Source organism: Delftia sp. BGA-UO-ETr-SB1 (assembly GCF_059567865.1).
On the sequence record NZ_JCAQOW010000004.1, the window covers coordinates 1,761,769 to 1,776,912 of the forward strand.

A 15,144-nucleotide genomic window follows, 5' to 3' on the forward strand; every position below is an offset into this window, starting at 1 on the left:
CCGCAAGGCAGCCACCATCCCCCAAGGCCCCGCCCACGATGGACGGGGCCTTTGCGTTTCTCCGTGCATCCAGGGCATCACCGGAGAGACTTCATGCAGATTCCCCCTTCCACCGCTTCCGCCCCATCCGCCGCTTCCTCCCCATCCTCGACGGCCGCACCGGACGCCCCACGGCGTGCCCTGCTCGTCATCGACATGCAGCAAGGTCTTTTCAACGGCAGCGATGCGCCGTTCGACAAGGACCGCGTGCTGGCGAACACCCGACAACTGATCGCCCGCGCCCGTGAAGCCGGCGCGCCCATCTTCGCTGCGCGCCACACCGGCCCTGCAGGCTCGCCGATCGCCCCGGGCAGCCCGCTCACGCAGCTGCTGCCGCAGCTGGGCATCGAGGCGCAGCGGGACCGCGTCTTCGACAAGACACGGCCCAGCTGCTTCGAGGGCACCGGCCTGGCCACCTGGCTTGCCGAAGCCGGCATTGCCGAACTGGTCATCGCCGGCATGAAGACCGAGTTCTGCGTGGACACCACCTGCCGTGCCGCAGCCGGCCTGGGCTTTCGCCCGGTGCTGGTGGCGGATGCCCATACCACCACCGATTCGCCGCTGCTGCAGGCCGAGCTCATCATCGGCCACCACAACCGCACGCTGGGCGGCGCCTTTGCGCAACTGGTGCAGACTGCGGACTGCCGGTTCTGAACGGACTTCGCGCATGATGGCCCTGGAAGCGTCGCGGGTCGTGCCGTGGCAGCCTTGCATCAAACCAATATGAATGATTTCCGTTAACTGGTTCATGACGTGCGCAGGCCTGGCATGCTGGCCTGCAGCGCACCACAGGAGCGAGCAATGCCCGAACCTCTTGCACCGTCGGCCGGCCCGGCTTTCACCGATGCGCCGCCCTCCACGCCCCGGCAGGAAAAACTGTCCGACGTCAGCGAGACGCTGCGCATTCCGCTGACCGCCCGCGCCCTGGGCGACCGGCTGTTCCCGGACATGGCCGTCAGCGATGCCCATGCCTTGGACACCCTGACCCAGCTGGGCGACGACGGCAGCCGCTGGCTGCAGGACAGGCAGAGCATCTACGGCGTGCTGGCGCGCACGCACTGCTTTCGCGCGCTGGCGCAGGACTTTCTCCGGCGCCAGCCGCAGGGCCATGTGGTGAACCTGGGCTGCGGCCTCAGCGACTATTTCCAATGGCTGGACAACGGGCAGATGCATATGACGGATGCGGACCTGGGGCCGGTCGTTGCACTGCGCAGGCAGTTGCTGCCCTGGCCATCGGAGCGCCAGGAGATCCGCGAATTCGACCTGGGCGACGCCGACTGGTGGCACCGGCTGGGACTGCCGGCCGACAGGTCAGGGCCTGCCGTCTTCATGATGGCCGAAGGCGTTTCCATGTACCTGCAAAAAGAGCAGATACAGGCGCTGTGGACCACGTTTGCGCAATGCAGCCCGCCGGGTTCGGAACTGGTGTTCGACGCCATGTGCTGGCTGGCCGCCGGGCGCGCAAGCCAGCACCCCTCGGTCCGGCTCACCCAGGCCCAGTTCCATTGGGGCCTGCGCCGCGAGGCCGATCTGGCGCAAGCCCATCCGCGCCTGCAGCTGGTGGCCGCGCACCAGGTGATGGAAGGCTACGGCCCGCCCTACTCGCTGGTGGGGCCGGCATTCCGCTGGACCTATGGCGTGCACTTCTATGCCATCTACCAGCTGAAGTCGGTCGAGACGGCGGCTTAGGCCGATTGCGCAGCCGCAACGAAGGATGCCCGGTCAAGCCGGGCATCCTTGTTTCAGGGAACCAGGATCAGCCTTCGTCGGCCGCGCTGGAGGACAGGGCCAGGGCCCGGCCTTGCACCAGGCCTTGCCCTGGCTGCCATTCGCGGACAAAGCGGTTGCGCGGCGGCCGCAGGGCTTCGCGGCCGGCCGAGACGGGCGTGCCCACATACAGCAGGCCGACGAGCCGGTCATGGGGCTCGAATCCCAGGGCCTCGCGCACACGGGCATCGTGGCTGTTGGCGCCGCTGGCCCAGAAGCCGCCAAAGCCCAGGATGTGCAGGGCGTTGAGCATGTTCATGGCGGCAGCGCCTCCGGCCAGCAGCTGCTCGCTTTCGGGCACCTTGTGCTCGGGCTGCAGGTGCACGCCCAGCGCGATGATCAGCGGGGCCGACAGGGCCTTGGCGCGGAATCGCTCGGCGTCGGCCTGCGGGTCGCGCGCCTTGGCGGCCTGCACGAACACCTCGCCCAGCGCATGGCGCGCATCGCCCTGCACCAGCACGAAGCGCCAGGGGCGCAGCTGGCCGTGGTCGGGGGCGCGCAAGGCCGCGTCGATGACGGTGTCGATCACGCCGGGGCCGGGCGCCGGCTCCTGCAGCGGCCAGCGTGACTGGCGCGACATCAGCAGGTCCAGCGCGGCGCGCTGCTCGGGGGTCAGGGATCTGTCGTTGGTGCTCATTCGTTGTCCTGCAGCGCAGGCTGTCTTGCCTGCTCGGGCTGTGCCGGTGATTCGGGTGGCAGCTGCGAGCACGCGCCGCAATGGCCGTACAGGGCCAGGCGGTGGTCGGCCAGGCGGTAGCCGTGGGCCTGGGCCACCTGGTGCTGCAGCGCCTCGATGTGGTCGTTGCTGAATTCATCCACGCGTCCGCATTGCAGGCAGATCAGGTGGTCATGGTGCGGCCCCTCATTGAGCTCGAACACCGCCTTGCCGCTTTCAAAGGTCTGGCGCAGCAGCAGGCCTGCGGCCTCCAGCTGCGACAGCACGCGGTAGACGGTGGCCAGGCCCACCTCGGCGCGCCGCTCGGCCAGCAGGCGGAACACGTCCTCGGCATGCAGGTGGCGCGACGCGCTCTGCCTGAAGATTTCCAGCACCTGCATGCGCGGCAGCGTGGCCTTCAGGCCGACGCTGCGCAGTTCGGGTTCGCCACCCGGGCTCAGGGGCATCTTGCTGCGTGTCATGCGGTGGTGTCTCCGTGTGTCAGTGTCATGGCGGGGTTGTCGCCGCCTTCGGCACCCCGGTGTATGCGGACGATGCGCAGCGCATCGGGCTGCTCCACCAGCACGCAGGTCTTGCCCGTGCGCTGGCAATGGTCCTGCACGCGCCAGTACTCGCCGTGGCTCAGGCAGCCGGTCTGGCAGATCACCAGATCGGCCTCGCGCAGGCTGGCCTCGAAGGCCTCGGCGTCCTGCTCGGGCTCCCGCGCAGGCATGGCGGGCTGCGCCAGGGGCGCGGCCGTCTGGCGCTGCCAGCGTGCGCGCTCGCGCAACAGGTCCTGCACGCGCACCAGCAGCGACTCCACGCGCCGTGCCAATGTGACGCGGCGCGAGAGGCCGGGAATGGCCTTCTCCAGCGCCTCGCGCTCCTCGCGCGCCCACAGCAGCTGGGTTTCCTTGGCCATCAAGGCCGCGCGCTGGCGGATCACCAGCCTTTGCAGCCTCTCTATTTCCTGGGCTTGAAGGCACAGCAGCTCGCTGCTGCGCAACTGGGCGTGGCCGTAGCCACGCAGCAGCACCTGGTGCTCATGCGCCAGTTGCTGAATGTCGTCCAAGGTCTGGGTCATGGTTTCCTCGGCAAACCTGAGCATTGCGCGGTGGTCGCGCGAAGGCCTTTGCGCATGGCCCTGTGCGGCACGGGCCTGGCTTGCCGGCAAGGCGGTGTGCTGCGATGCAAGCCGGATGCGCTGGCAAATCAGTGAGAATGATTCTTATTAAATCATGAAATACCGGCCGTCAAACCGATGACCGTACGCCGTCTGGTGCAAAGGCCGCACCGGCGCAGATGCGCTTGCAGGGCGGCCGTCAGCGCCCTGCCATGCACGGCAACGCAGGCCTGCGCCCGGCCTGCCGTTGCCTGTCCGACCTGCTCAAAGACCCTTGAGCAGCCGGCCGTTGACCTCGGTGCCGTACAGCGAGAACGGGGTGTCGTGGAACTGCTTGCGCGTGTCGGCCACGTTGCCGGTGAAGCGCGGGTCCTGGGGGCGCTCCATGCTGTTGATGTAAGTGGCCACATCCCAGGCTTCCTGGTCGTCCAGCGTGGGGTTGCCGTAGGGCATGTTGCCCTTGATGAAGCTGGCAGCCTTGTCCACCTCGTGCGTGCCCGCGCCCCAGTTGTAGGACTGCTTGCCCCACAGCGGCGGGAACACGGTCACGCCGCCCGCTTCCTGGCCCTGGCCCTGCGCGCCGTGGCACAGCGCGCACTTGGCCTCGTAGACCTTGGCGCCGCGCTCGAAGCTGGGCTCCTGCGCGGCCTTGCCCACCTTGGTGAAGCCCGCACCCGGCAGCTTCTCGCCCGTGGGCGCCTTCTGGGCCATCCAGTAGGCGTAGGCCTCCAGCGCCACGAGGATGTCGTGGCCGTCGTCGGGGGCCTTGCCGTTCATGCTGTACATGAAGCAGCCGCGCACGCGCTCGGCGAAGGTGTCCACGTGGTTGGTCTTCTTGCGGTAGGCCGGGTACAGCGGGTAGGCACCCCACATGGGTGCGGCGCCCTTGAGCCGGCCTGCGTCCAGGTGGCAGTTCACGCAGTTGAGGGTGTTGCCCGAAAAGCCCACGGCGTTGGCCGGCGTGCGCAGGAAGATGGCCTCGCCGCGGCGAATCCACTCGCCCATGGGCGTGTCGGGGATGTCGCGGGCGCCGGGGGGTGTGAAGGCTTCGCCGTCGGCAGCCACTTTCCCGGCCTGGGAGGTGACCTGGGCATTCGCATTTGCATCGGCCCTGGCTGCGGTGGCAGCCGCAGCGGGGACCGCGCCCACGCGGGCCGGCGCAGGTGGCATGTCTGGCTGGCTGATGTACATGCCATAGGCGAGCGCGCCCGCCAGGCCGGCGAACAGGCAGGCGACGACGACGTACTCGGCGGTATTGGAGTTTTGAGAGGCGCGGGTGGGTTGTGTGTCGGACATGTTCGGCTCCCGGTCCATCAGGGTTTGGCTGGCGCGGAGGCCGTGGCTGCGGTGCTGGTGCTGGTGCTGGCGCCATGCAGGCGGGCGTAGTAGGCCGCCACGGCCTGGATGTCCGCGGGCGTGAGCTTTTGCGCGACCTTGCCCATGAGGCCCAGCGGGCCGGCCTCGCGCTGGCCCTTGTTCCAGGCGGCGACCTGGCTTTGCATGTAGTCGGCCGTCAGGTGGCCGATGGCCGGGAAATCGGCGCCCACGCCCACGCCGCCCGGGCCGTGGCATTGGGCACAGGCGGGAATGCCGTCCGCCCAGCGGCCACGCTCGACCAGCCAGGCGCCGTCATCGTCCTTGCCCTTGGGCAGGGGGCCGCGCACGGGCTGGATGGGCAGCGGCAGGCTGGCGTAATAGGCCGAGACGTCGGCACGGTCCTGGGCCGACAGGGCCTTGGCCATGGGCGCCATCACGGGGGCCTGGCGGCTGCCGTCGGCCAGGTGCTGGAGCTGGCGCGCCAGATAGCCGGCGTGCTGGCCGGCCAGGGCGGGAAAGCCCGCCATGCCCTCGCCCTTGGCGCCGTGGCAGGTGGCACATGCCGCCGCACCCTGGGGCGTGCCCGACTGGGCGATTTTCTGGCCGACTGCTGCACTGCCTTGCACCGCAGCTGTGGGCGCCGCTGCGGGCGCTGGTGCCTTGGGCGCGGCGTCTCGCGCCCAGGCGCTGCCCATCAGCATGCAGATGCCGATGGCGATGCACGACCGGGACAGGGTCTGTTTGTTCATGCGGATCATCGTGGGAAGAGGCATTTGCCCTGCCATGCGTCCGCGCCACGCACCCAGGAGCGCGCGGCTGCGGCGGACAGGATCGAATAGGGATACCGGCCGCCGCCCCGCAAGGCGCAATGCCCGCAGGGCTGGCCAGCCAGGCCCGCACGATACGAAACCGAGATTAAGCCGGCGTTAATGGGCAGGCGTTAATGGGCCGGGGGCCGGGGCCTGCGGGCCCGGGCCGTCCGCCAGCGGCAGGTACAGGCGCGCGACCAGGCCGCTGGCCTGGCCTTCCTCGGGCCGCCACAGGCTGCGCGGCTGCAGCAGCAGGCAGCCGCCTGCGCATTCGGCGATGCGCTGCACGATGGGCAGTCCCAGGCCGCTGCCATGCTCCTGGGGACGCTTGCGCCAGAAGCGGCGCGTGGCCTCTTCGCATTCCTCGGCGCTGAGCCCCGGGCCGTGGTCGGCCACGGTGAACTCCACATAGCCTGTGCCCGGCTGCTGTGTCTTGCCCGGCATGGCGCCAATGGGGCGCACGGCCAGTTCCACGGGATGCTGCGGCGCATGGCGCAGGGCGTTTTCCAGCAGATTGCGCAGGGCCGAGACCAGCAGGGGCTCGGAGATGGCCAGAGGCCAGTCCTGCACGGGCTGGCCGTTGTCCAGCCATGTACGAAGCGCGGGCGCTGGGGCCTGGGAGCTCACGGCATTCACAGCCAGTTGCCAGGCCTTGTCCAGCGCCTGCAGCGCATCGGCAGGCGCATCGCCGCAGGCCAGCACGGAGGCAGCGCCAGGTTCATGCTGCTCCAGCCGCGCCAGCAGCAGCAATTGCTCCAACGTGTGCTGCAGGTGCTCCACGCCCTCGCCCGCCTGGGCCAGCGAATCGCGGGCCATGGAGCCGGGCGGCGCCGCCAGAAGGCCGGCAGGCATGCCGGGCGCCGCCAGCGCCATCTGCGCCACCTGCACATGGGTCTTGATGGCGGTGAGCGGCGTGCGCAACTCATGGGCGGCGTCGTCGCTCCAGCGGCGCTCGCGGTCGATGGCCGCGCGCACGCGATGCAGCAGCTGGTTGAGCGTACCCACCAGCGGCGCCAGCTCGCGCGTCTGCAGGCCCTGGGCCACGGGCGAGTCGTCGCCGGGCGGGCGGCGCGCCAGTTCGCGCCGCAGGGCCTCCAGCGGCCTGAGGCCCTGGGTCACGGCCCACCACATCAGCCCCATGCTGGCCAGCAGCGCCAGCACGAAGGGCAGGACGATGGTGTAGGCAAAGCCGTGGATCAGGCCCTCGCGCACATCGATGCGGTCGGCCGTGGCGATGCGCACGCCGTGGTCCTCCAGCACATAGGTGCGCCAGGGCTTGCCGCCCTTGATGATGGTCGAGAAGCCCAGCGGCATGCTCTGCGGGAACACGGGGCTGCCCTCGGTCTTGGCCAGTACCTGCGGCAGGGCCGATTCGGGCCGCACGGGCTGGACCTCGCCGCGCACCAGGCTGACCTCGCAGGCCACGCCGTCGCGCGCGATCACGTTGAGCATGGGACTCCAGTCCTGCGGCAGCTCCCGGGCAGGCCGGAACTGGTGGACGATGCCTGCCACCATGCGCGCCGAGGCGATCAGCCGGTCATCCAGCACGGTGCGCAGTTCGTTGCGCATGTCCGAGAACATCCAGGCCGCCACCCCGCCCCACAGCGTGCACAGCGCCAGGCACAGACATGCCAGCAGGCGCACGCGCAGGCTGCGCATCATGGGTGCAGGCCCAGGCGATAGCCCTCGCCGCGCACCGTCTCCACCAGTTCATGGCCCAGCTTGCGGCGCAGGTGGTGCACATGCACGTTGACGGCATTGCTCTCCACGTCCTGGCTGTAGCCGTAGAGGCTGTCGCGCAGTTGCTCGGTGCTCAGGATGCGGCCCGGCGACTGCAGCAGCGCGCGCAGCAGCGACCACTCGCGGCGCGACAGCTCCACCGTGCGGCCCTGGCGCTGGATGTGGCCTGCAGCGGGGTTGATGCGCACCTCGCCCAGCTCGATCCAGTCCACGCTGCGGCCGGCCGCGCGGCGCAGCAGCGCATGCAGGCGCGCCGCCAGTTCGTGCAGGTCAAAGGGCTTGACCAGGTAATCGTCGGCGCCGGTCTGCAGGCCTTCGATGCGCTGTGACACGGCATCGCGCGCCGTCAACACCAGCACGGGCACCTGCAGGCCCTGGCCGCGCCAGCGCGCCAGCAGCGAGAGGCCATCCTCGTCCGGCAGGCCCAGGTCCAGCACGCAGGCATCGAAATGCGAGGAGCGGATGGCCGCATCCGCCTGCCCGGCCGAGGCCACGGTATCCACGCCAAAGCCCTGCAGCTGCAGGCCGGCTCGCACGCCGCTGGCCACCAGCGCGTTGTCTTCCACCAAGAGAACATGCATGTTGTTGTCCGCAGGGCCTGGCGCCAGGCCCCGCCGTCTGTATCCAAGTCGGGAACGAAAAGCGACTGAGCATCGCAGATTTGTAGCGAGGTGTGCGCCAGCATGCCGAATCTCGCAGGCACGCGCACAAGAATGCGGCCAGGTGGCCCGCTCAGGGCCGGGCCAGCAGCCCGCCCAGCAGCAGGTCCAGCGCCGCCGCGCCGCGCTCCAGCCGCAGGTCGGCGTCCTCGCCCTCGGCAATCCAGAAAGCCGCTTCGGCCAGGCTGCCGTAGATCAGCGATGCCAGCGCCTGCGGATCGGCCCGGGCCACGATGCCCTGCGCCATGAGGTCCGCAATCAGTGCCTGCATGGACGCAATGCAGTGGCGCTGCGATTGCGGCAGCGCACCGCCCAAAGCCGCTCGCGCATCGCGCAGCACGATGCGCTGGATTTCAGGCTCCAGCGCCATTTCCAGGTAGGCCCGGCAGCGGCTGCGAAAGCCCTGCCAGGGATCCTGGGCATGGGCGGTGATGGCCTTCAGGCGTTCATCCACCTCGGCATCGATCTGCTCGACCACGGCCGCCAGCAGGCCCTGCTTGTCGCCGAAATGGTGGTACAGCGCGCCCCGCGTCAGGCCCACCTGCGCGGTGAGATCGTCCATGGAGGCATCGGCGTAGCCCTGCTCTCCAAAGGCCTTGCGGGCCGTGGCCAGCAGCGTGGCGCGGGTTTCTTCCATCTCGGCGCGGGTGCGGCGAACCATGGCCAATCTCCTTGCATACGGCGTGCATGATTATTTACATACGCTACGTATGTATATAGGATTCTATTCATACGCAGCGTATGTATTTTCTCTGTCCCGCGACGGCGGTGCAACACCCCCCACCTGTTTGAAGGGATCTGGACCATGAATTCGTCTTCCTCCACGCGGCCCGAACCCGCCGCGCGCCGCCCGTGGCTGGCCGTGTCCGCCGTGGGCCTGGCCACCTTTTCCGTGGTGACCACGGAAATGCTGCCGGTCGGCCTGCTCACATCGATTGCCGGCAGCCTGGGCACCTCCATGGGCAGGGCCGGCCTGATGCTCTCGCTGCCGGCGCTGCTGGCCGCGCTGTTCGCGCCGCTGGTGGTGATGGCGGCGGGCGGCATGGACCGGCGCCGCATCCTGTGCGGACTGCTGGCCCTGCTCGTGCTGGCCAACCTGGCCTCGGCGCTGGCGCCGTCGCTGATCTGGCTGCTGGCCGCGCGCGTCCTGGTGGGCTTTTGCATGGGCGGCATCTGGGCAATCGCGGGCGGGCTGGCGGCACGGCTGGTACCCCAGGCGTCGATGGGCCTGGCAACTTCCGTCATCTTTGGCGGCGTGGCGGCGGCCTCGGTGCTGGGCGTGCCGCTGGGCGCGCTGATCGGCGATTTCGCGGGATGGCGCTGGGCATTCGGTGGCATGGCAGGCTTCAGCGCACTGGTGCTGGCGCTGCACGTGGCCGTTCTCCCCTCCCTGCCTGCCACAGGCTCGGCCAACCTGCGCCAGTTCAGCCATCAGCTGGCCAACCGCAGGCTGCAGGCCGGGCTGGCACTGACGCTGCTGCTGGTGGCCGGGCATTTCATGTCCTTCACCTTCGTGCGCCCGCTGCTGCTGACGGTGTCGGGGTTCGATGCGCAATGGATGAGCGCGCTGCTGCTGGCTTACGGCATCGCGGGCATTGCGGGCAACTTCCTGGCGGGCATCATCGCGGCGCGCCGCACGGCGCCGAGTCTGGCGGCGATCGCCCTGGGCCTGCTGCTGGCGCCTGTGCTGTTCCTGTCCGTGGGCGACTCGCCAACCGGTGGTGGCGCCGTGCTGCTGGTCTGGGGCCTGGCCTACGGCGGCGTATCGGTGGGACTGATGACCTGGATGATGCAGGCTGCGCCACGCGCCGTGGAAATTGCCACGGCGCTGTACGTTGGCGTCTTCAACATCGGTATTGCGCTGGGCTCATGGGCAGGCGGCCAACTGGTCGATGGCTGGGGGCTGCACGCCACGCTCTGGCTGTCTGGCGGATTTGCCGCTGCGGCCTTGCTGCTGTCTGCGGCCATGGGATTGGTTGGGCGAAATGGACCGGTCGCAGCCTGATGGCCATGAGGCCGTTAACCCCCCGTTAATTCCCCGCTGCCAGCATCCACGGCCTGTCAGCCCGCATGGCTGAAACTCCCTTCCATGCATCTCCGGTCATCCCCTCTTCTTTCGTCCTTCCTGCCCTTGCTTGCTGGCCTGCTGCTGGCGCCTTCGCCTGTTCTTGCCGGAGCGGCAGAGCCTGGCGGGCCGTCAGCGCTATCGGCGGCGGGCGCCTGGCTGCACCTGCCTGCCAGCCTGGCGCTGGGGCCGCTGGCCCTGCCGATGGGCGTGGTGGTGGCCATGCTGGCCTGGCTGCTGGCGCAGTGGCTGGCGCGCAGGAATGAAAGGCGCACCGGCCAGGCCGTGGATGCGCTGCTGTGGCAAAGCACCCTGGCCGGCCTGGTGGCGGCGCGCCTGGCCTATGTCGCGCAGTGGTGGACCGAGGTCGCGCCGGCCCCCTGGGATTGGAGCGGGATGCCGGCCTTCGCAGGCCGCATCATCGATATCCGCGACGGGGGATGGAACCTCTGGGCCGGCCTGCTGGCCGCGCTGCTGTACATGCTGTGGCGCAGCCGCCGCTCCCCGGTGCTGCGCCGCGCCACAGGGCTGGCGCTGGGCGCGGGGGCTGCCCTGCTGGTGCTGGGCAGCCTGCTGCAGGCGCTGCCGTCCGCAGATGCACCGGCCCTGCCGGCCTTCACCCTGGTCAACGGGCAGGCGCACCCGGTCTCGCTGCAGCAGTTGCAGCAGGCCGATGGCAAGCCCATGGTGATCAACCTCTGGGCCACCTGGTGCCCGCCCTGCCGGCGCGAGATGCCGGTGCTGGCCCAGGCCCAGCAGCAGCGGCCCGATGTGCGTTTCATCTGGATCAACCAGGGCGAGCCTGCCGAGACCGTGATGGGCTATTTGCAGCGCGAGCAGGCGACGGCCCCGCTGCCGCTGGCCCAGGTGCTGTTCGACCCGCAGCAGCAGGCCGGCCGGCACTGGCGCCAGCAGGGCCTGCCTTCCACCTATTTCTATGGCGCCGACGGCCGGCTGTGCGGCATGCGCATGGGCGAGCTGTCGCGCGCCAGCCTGGCCCAGCATCTGAAGGAATGTTCATGAGCGCTTCCCCCCTGTTTCCCCTGCCTGCACTGGCAGGAGCCCTGGCCCTGTCGGCAGCCTTGGCCCTGCCGGCCGCGGCGTCCGAGCTGCCATCGGAGGATTTCCTGGCCCAGCAGGGACTGACCCTGGTGGGACCGCTGCCGGCCGTGGGCGGACTCAAGGCCTGGGCCGCCTACCGCGACCGCCAGCCCGTGCCCATCTACCGCATGCCTGACGGCAAGCACTGGGTGCTGGGCACGGTGATCGACGCCCAGGGCCGCGACGTGAACGCCCAGGCCCTGCAGGCCGCCGTGCAAAAGCCCATGGGCGAGCAACTGTGGGGCGATGTGCAGCGCGCCCAGTCCATACCGGATGGCCGCGCCGACGCGCCGCGCACGGTCTATGTGTTCACCGACCCCAACTGCCCCTATTGCAACCAGCTGTGGAACGATGCCCGGCCCTGGGTGGAGAGCGGCCAGGTGCAGTTGCGCCACATTCTGGTCGGCATCCTCAAGCCCAGCAGCGAGGGCAAGGCCGCCGCCTTGCTGACCGCGCGCCAGCCCGAGCAGGCCCTGGCCGAGCACGCACGCGCCTATGCCAAGGCCGGCCGCGCCAGCGCAGAGGGCGCGGGCGCCACGCCGCTGGCCCCGGTGCCGCAGGCCACGCGGCAGGTGCTGGCCAGCCATGCCTCGCTGATGTCCACCTGGGGCCTGCGTGCCACGCCGGCCCTGGTCTGGAAGGATGACAAGGGGCTGGTGCAGGTGCGCACCGGCCTGCCGCCGGGCCTGCTGGAAGAGGTCATGGGGCCGCGTGGCAGGAAATGACGAGGACGACCATGAGCACAAGCCGTTGTCCCGCCGCTTCCACCGCCTCCAACGACTGGAGCGACCTGTTCCCCGCCCGGCCGGATGCGCCGCCGCTGCGCATCGTGCTGCATGCGCCCACGCCCGGCGCCCTGGCCCGTGCACGCAGCAATCTGGCCAACCTGCGCCAGGACCGGCCCGGTGCCGAAGTCCGCATCGTCATCAACGGCCCAGCCGTCGAGGCGCTGCTGGACGCCGCGCCGGGCACGCCGCAGCATCTGGATGCGGCCGCCCTGGCCCATGCGCTGGTCTGCCCGAACACGCTCAGGAAGCTGGGCCGCGAGGCGCCTGCCGGCATGCGCGTGCTGCCGCAGGGCGGCATCGAGTCACTGGCCCTGCTGCAGCAGTCGGCCTGGTGCTACGTGCGCTGCTGAGCGGCCTGCGCCAGCGAGGCCAGGCAGCGCGCCTGCCATTGGTACTCGGGCTCGAACGATTCGCGGTCCGTGACGGCGCCGTGGCCGCCCTCGCCATAGACCATGGCGTAGGCCGCATAGTCGGCCGCCTGCAGCGCCCGGCCCGCCAGCCCATGGGCCGTGGCATAGGTGGCGGACACGGCGGCATGGCCGCAGCCGTCGAGGGAGCGTGATCCCTGGTGGTGGTTGGCCAGGCTGGCGGCCTCGCGGGCCAGGCGGTCCAGCTCCTGCCTGTCGATCTGGCCGTCCAGGTAGCGGCGAAGGCCTTGTGCGCAGCGGATGACGTCCGGGTCTTCCAGCAGGTGCGCGATGCGGTCCACGCAGGCCTGTGTGAATTGCAGCCTCAGGTGCTCGCCGGCTTCGGCGGCAAGGTCCAGTTCCGAAGCAAGGCTGTTCAGGGCATGGTTCATGGAGAACTCCTTGGCAGTGGCGACACAAGCAGCGTAGACCGGGGCCGCGCGCGGAAACAAGAGGGTGATTTCCGATACGCGCCCCGCATTCCCGAGGAATGCAGTCACCCTGTTAACCCCGTCTTAATCCCTGCGCCACACGCTATGGACTGCCTTGGACGCCTGTCCATGGCAGGCAGTCGGTGGCGCTTTGCAAGCACTCGGCAGGCACTTGGAAAGCCCATTGCTTGACTCACATCAAGCCGCCAAGGCCCTGAATTTCATATATTAAATTCAATATAAAAAGCATATTTTTAATGATTTATTGAGTTTGAGCGACCACCCTCCGTGGCCGCAGGACGATGAAAGACAGGCCATGCCAAAAACATCCCGCGCCGGCAGCGGCTGCAACGACTGCAGCTGCAAGCCCTCCTCCCAGGACATCCCCGCCCGCACCGCCGCCCATGCGCAGCCCGCCGCCGGCAAGCGCGGCTTCCTGCAGGACCTGCTGGCCGCCGCCATGGCGGCCGTGGCCCTGCCCGTGGCGGCGGCTGCGCCCGGCACCCCGGGTTTCCAGCCGCCGCGCCGCCCCGGCGAGGCCGGCAGGCGCTACGGCATGCTGGTGGACCTGCGCCGCTGCATAGGCTGCCAGGCCTGCACGGTGAGCTGCTCCATGGAGAACCTGCCGCCGCTGGGCCAGTTCCGCACCACGGTGCTGCAGTACGAGGTGCAGCACGCGGGCAACGAGGACCTGCCGCCGGCCATGCTCAACCTGCCGCGCCTGTGCAACCACTGCGACAACCCGCCCTGCGTGCCGGTCTGCCCGGTGCAGGCCACCTTCCAGCGCAGCGACGGCATCGTGCTGGTGGACAACGAGCGCTGCGTGGGCTGCGGCTACTGCGTGCAGGCCTGCCCCTATGACGCGCGCTTCATCAACCACGAGACGCAGACCGCCGACAAGTGCACCTTCTGCGAGCACCGCCTGGAAGCCGGCCTGCTGCCGGCCTGCGTGGAAAGCTGCGTGGGCGGCGCCCGCGTGATCGGCGACCTCAACGACGAGGGCAGCGAGATCCGCCAGCGCATGCGCGAGCACGCCAAGGACCTCAAGGTGCTCAAGCCCGCCATGGGCACGGACCCGCATGTGTACTACCTGGGATTGCCCGACGCCTTCGTCGACGGCGTGGACGGGCAGGCCAGCGTGCGGCTGGTCACTTCCCACTGAACGCAAGGAGCACCCCATGCACATCGTCGAACTCCTGACCCCCGCCTACGAATCGGCCTGGCTGCCCTGGGCCGTGCAGTACTTCTTCCTGGCCGGCATTGCCACGGGCGCCGCCCTGCTGGCCGCCGCCTGCGCCTGGGCGCCGCGTGCCAGCGCCATGGCGCGCCTGCTGCCGGCCGCCGTGCTGGTGCTGGCCGTCAGCGCCATCGCCGCGCCCGTGTCGCTGCTGGCCGACCTGCACCAGCCTGCGCGCTTCTGGCATTTCTATGCGCACTTCACGCCGTGGTCGTGGATGTCGGTGGGCGCCCTGCTGCTGCCGGCCTTCGTGGGACTGGCGCTGGCCTTCGTGCTGGCCTGGTGGCTGGGCCGGCCGCAGTGGCTGCGCTGGCTGGCGCCGCTGCTGGCCGTGTCGGCGCTGACCATCACCGCCTATACCGGCGCCGAGCTGATGGCCGTGCGCTCGCGCCCGCTGTGGAACACGCTGTGGGTGCCGCTGAACCTGGCACTCACGGGCTGGCTGGCCACCGTGGGCTGCATGCTGTTGACGGCGCGCTTTCTGCCCGCCCGCCACCGCCCCGATGCCGGCGCCCTGCAGGCCCTGCGCGTGCTGGGCCTGGCGCTGGCGCTGTGCCTGCTGGCCATGGTGGCGGTCTGGGCCGTTGCCGGCTGGCTGGGCCAGGGCCGCTCCTTCCTGGCAGCGCTGCAGCTGTGGCAGCAGTTTCCGGTCTGGCGCCTGAGCATGCTGGGCTCGGCCGTGGCCGGTGCCGCCCTGCTGTGGGCCCTGGTGCGGGGTGGGCAGCGCATGGCCTGCCCGCGCTACACGCTGGCCCTGGGGCTGGGCCTGGCCGCCGCGGCCTGGGCCTTCCGCTGGGCGCTGTTCATGGGCGTGCAAGGCGTGCCCAAGTACGGCGCGGGCCTGTACATCTACCACATGCCGCTGGGCGGCGACGGCCTGCTGGGCATGCTGGGCGTGGCCGGCCTGTGCATTGCACTGGTGACGCTGGCCACCTGGGCGCTGGAGCTGTTTCCCGCGCGTTCGGCCGCGGCCCGCGCCGTCTGACACCGCCGCCCTGACGACCCC

The 15,144-nt window shown here is 69.8% G+C and carries 17 protein-coding genes; 8 read left to right on the forward strand and 9 right to left on the reverse strand.

Annotated features, from left to right (window positions below):
* Positions 1-93 precede the first annotated feature (93 nt).
* Positions 94-693 (forward strand): cysteine hydrolase family protein, encoded by a 600-nt coding sequence (locus AC57B5_RS08725; protein ID WP_496399290.1) that lies wholly within the window; start codon positions 94-96, stop codon positions 691-693.
* Between the two features lie 147 nt (positions 694-840).
* Positions 841-1,728 carry a class I SAM-dependent methyltransferase gene (locus AC57B5_RS08730; RefSeq protein ID WP_496399291.1) on the forward strand — a complete coding sequence of 296 codons (888 nt, stop codon included), beginning with the start codon at positions 841-843 and terminating at the stop codon, positions 1,726-1,728.
* A gap of 67 nt (positions 1,729-1,795) precedes the next feature.
* Here AC57B5_RS08730 and AC57B5_RS08735 read toward each other — a convergent pair whose 3' ends face one another.
* The 8 genes from AC57B5_RS08735 to AC57B5_RS08770 form a co-directional block, all read right to left on the reverse strand.
* The gene (locus AC57B5_RS08735; protein WP_315533422.1) at positions 1,796-2,443 is read right to left on the reverse strand and encodes a nitroreductase family protein; all 648 of its coding nucleotides are present in this window, start codon (positions 2,441-2,443) and stop codon (positions 1,796-1,798) included.
* The gene (gene fur, locus AC57B5_RS08740; protein ID WP_043821391.1) at positions 2,440-2,943 is read right to left on the reverse strand and encodes a ferric iron uptake transcriptional regulator; all 504 of its coding nucleotides are present in this window, start codon (positions 2,941-2,943) and stop codon (positions 2,440-2,442) included. Before fur ends, AC57B5_RS08735 begins: the two co-directional genes overlap by 4 nt.
* Complete coding sequence (locus AC57B5_RS08745; RefSeq protein WP_013802042.1) at positions 2,940-3,545, reverse strand: DUF2325 domain-containing protein; 606 nt, start codon at positions 3,543-3,545, stop codon at positions 2,940-2,942. Before AC57B5_RS08745 ends, fur begins: the two co-directional genes overlap by 4 nt.
* Before the next feature lie 303 nt (positions 3,546-3,848).
* Positions 3,849-4,880 (reverse strand): c-type cytochrome, encoded by a 1,032-nt coding sequence (locus AC57B5_RS08750; RefSeq protein ID WP_496399292.1) that lies wholly within the window; start codon positions 4,878-4,880, stop codon positions 3,849-3,851.
* A gap of 17 nt (positions 4,881-4,897) precedes the next feature.
* Complete coding sequence (locus AC57B5_RS08755; RefSeq protein WP_496399445.1) at positions 4,898-5,659, reverse strand: c-type cytochrome; 762 nt, start codon at positions 5,657-5,659, stop codon at positions 4,898-4,900.
* A 168-nt stretch (positions 5,660-5,827) separates the two neighbouring features.
* Entirely contained in the window at positions 5,828-7,372 is a 1,545-nt protein-coding gene (locus tag AC57B5_RS08760) for an ATP-binding protein (RefSeq protein ID WP_496399293.1), read from the reverse strand.
* Positions 7,369-8,031: a response regulator gene (locus tag AC57B5_RS08765; protein WP_012206042.1), complete on the reverse strand. Its 663-nt coding sequence runs from the start codon at positions 8,029-8,031 to the stop codon at positions 7,369-7,371. The genes AC57B5_RS08760 and AC57B5_RS08765 overlap by 4 nt, the downstream gene beginning before the upstream one ends.
* Before the next feature lie 151 nt (positions 8,032-8,182).
* Positions 8,183-8,770 (reverse strand): TetR/AcrR family transcriptional regulator, encoded by a 588-nt coding sequence (locus tag AC57B5_RS08770; protein ID WP_088164477.1) that lies wholly within the window; start codon positions 8,768-8,770, stop codon positions 8,183-8,185.
* Positions 8,771-8,914: 144 nt separating this feature from the next.
* Between AC57B5_RS08770 and AC57B5_RS08775 the strand changes: the two genes are divergently transcribed.
* From AC57B5_RS08775 to AC57B5_RS08790, 4 genes are all read left to right on the forward strand, one after another.
* Positions 8,915-10,114 (forward strand): MFS transporter, encoded by a 1,200-nt coding sequence (locus AC57B5_RS08775; protein ID WP_496399294.1) that lies wholly within the window; start codon positions 8,915-8,917, stop codon positions 10,112-10,114.
* An 84-nt stretch (positions 10,115-10,198) separates the two neighbouring features.
* The gene (locus tag AC57B5_RS08780) at positions 10,199-11,197 is read left to right on the forward strand and encodes a TlpA family protein disulfide reductase (RefSeq protein WP_496399295.1); all 999 of its coding nucleotides are present in this window, start codon (positions 10,199-10,201) and stop codon (positions 11,195-11,197) included.
* Positions 11,194-12,000 (forward strand): thiol:disulfide interchange protein DsbG, encoded by an 807-nt coding sequence (gene dsbG / locus AC57B5_RS08785; protein WP_202759812.1) that lies wholly within the window; start codon positions 11,194-11,196, stop codon positions 11,998-12,000. The genes AC57B5_RS08780 and dsbG overlap by 4 nt, the downstream gene beginning before the upstream one ends.
* An 11-nt stretch (positions 12,001-12,011) precedes the next feature.
* Entirely contained in the window at positions 12,012-12,413 is a 402-nt protein-coding gene (locus AC57B5_RS08790) for a DsrE family protein (RefSeq protein ID WP_180319322.1), read from the forward strand.
* Here AC57B5_RS08790 and AC57B5_RS08795 read toward each other — a convergent pair.
* Complete coding sequence (locus AC57B5_RS08795; RefSeq protein ID WP_012206046.1) at positions 12,398-12,862, reverse strand: hypothetical protein; 465 nt, start codon at positions 12,860-12,862, stop codon at positions 12,398-12,400. The genes AC57B5_RS08790 and AC57B5_RS08795 overlap by 16 nt on opposite strands.
* Before the next feature lie 355 nt (positions 12,863-13,217).
* Here AC57B5_RS08795 and dsrO point away from each other — a divergent pair, with 355 nt between their 5' ends.
* Both dsrO and nrfD read left to right on the forward strand, forming a co-directional pair.
* On the forward strand, positions 13,218-14,063 hold the full coding sequence (gene dsrO / locus AC57B5_RS08800; RefSeq protein WP_012206047.1) for a sulfate reduction electron transfer complex DsrMKJOP subunit DsrO: 846 nt from the start codon (positions 13,218-13,220) through the stop codon (positions 14,061-14,063).
* Positions 14,064-14,079: 16 nt separating this feature from the next.
* The gene (gene nrfD / locus AC57B5_RS08805; protein ID WP_496399296.1) at positions 14,080-15,123 is read left to right on the forward strand and encodes an NrfD/PsrC family molybdoenzyme membrane anchor subunit; all 1,044 of its coding nucleotides are present in this window, start codon (positions 14,080-14,082) and stop codon (positions 15,121-15,123) included.
* Positions 15,124-15,144: the final 21 nt, after the last annotated feature.

Coding starts and splice junctions, on each gene's coding strand:
- AC57B5_RS08755 (WP_496399445.1), bottom strand. CDS start 5,659: ATGATCCGCATGAACAAACAGACCCTGTCCCGGTCGTGCATCGCCATC.
- dsrO (WP_012206047.1), top strand. CDS start 13,218: ATGCCAAAAACATCCCGCGCCGGCAGCGGCTGCAACGACTGCAGCTGC.
- AC57B5_RS08725 (WP_496399290.1), top strand. CDS start 94: ATGCAGATTCCCCCTTCCACCGCTTCCGCCCCATCCGCCGCTTCCTCC.
- AC57B5_RS08795 (WP_012206046.1), bottom strand. CDS start 12,862: ATGAACCATGCCCTGAACAGCCTTGCTTCGGAACTGGACCTTGCCGCC.
- AC57B5_RS08780 (WP_496399295.1), top strand. CDS start 10,199: ATGCATCTCCGGTCATCCCCTCTTCTTTCGTCCTTCCTGCCCTTGCTT.
- fur (WP_043821391.1), bottom strand. CDS start 2,943: ATGACACGCAGCAAGATGCCCCTGAGCCCGGGTGGCGAACCCGAACTG.
- AC57B5_RS08765 (WP_012206042.1), bottom strand. CDS start 8,031: ATGCATGTTCTCTTGGTGGAAGACAACGCGCTGGTGGCCAGCGGCGTG.
- AC57B5_RS08775 (WP_496399294.1), top strand. CDS start 8,915: ATGAATTCGTCTTCCTCCACGCGGCCCGAACCCGCCGCGCGCCGCCCG.
- AC57B5_RS08790 (WP_180319322.1), top strand. CDS start 12,012: ATGAGCACAAGCCGTTGTCCCGCCGCTTCCACCGCCTCCAACGACTGG.
- dsbG (WP_202759812.1), top strand. CDS start 11,194: ATGAGCGCTTCCCCCCTGTTTCCCCTGCCTGCACTGGCAGGAGCCCTG.
- AC57B5_RS08760 (WP_496399293.1), bottom strand. CDS start 7,372: ATGATGCGCAGCCTGCGCGTGCGCCTGCTGGCATGTCTGTGCCTGGCG.
- AC57B5_RS08770 (WP_088164477.1), bottom strand. CDS start 8,770: ATGGTTCGCCGCACCCGCGCCGAGATGGAAGAAACCCGCGCCACGCTG.
- AC57B5_RS08750 (WP_496399292.1), bottom strand. CDS start 4,880: ATGTCCGACACACAACCCACCCGCGCCTCTCAAAACTCCAATACCGCC.
- AC57B5_RS08745 (WP_013802042.1), bottom strand. CDS start 3,545: ATGACCCAGACCTTGGACGACATTCAGCAACTGGCGCATGAGCACCAG.
- nrfD (WP_496399296.1), top strand. CDS start 14,080: ATGCACATCGTCGAACTCCTGACCCCCGCCTACGAATCGGCCTGGCTG.
- AC57B5_RS08735 (WP_315533422.1), bottom strand. CDS start 2,443: ATGAGCACCAACGACAGATCCCTGACCCCCGAGCAGCGCGCCGCGCTG.
- AC57B5_RS08730 (WP_496399291.1), top strand. CDS start 841: ATGCCCGAACCTCTTGCACCGTCGGCCGGCCCGGCTTTCACCGATGCG.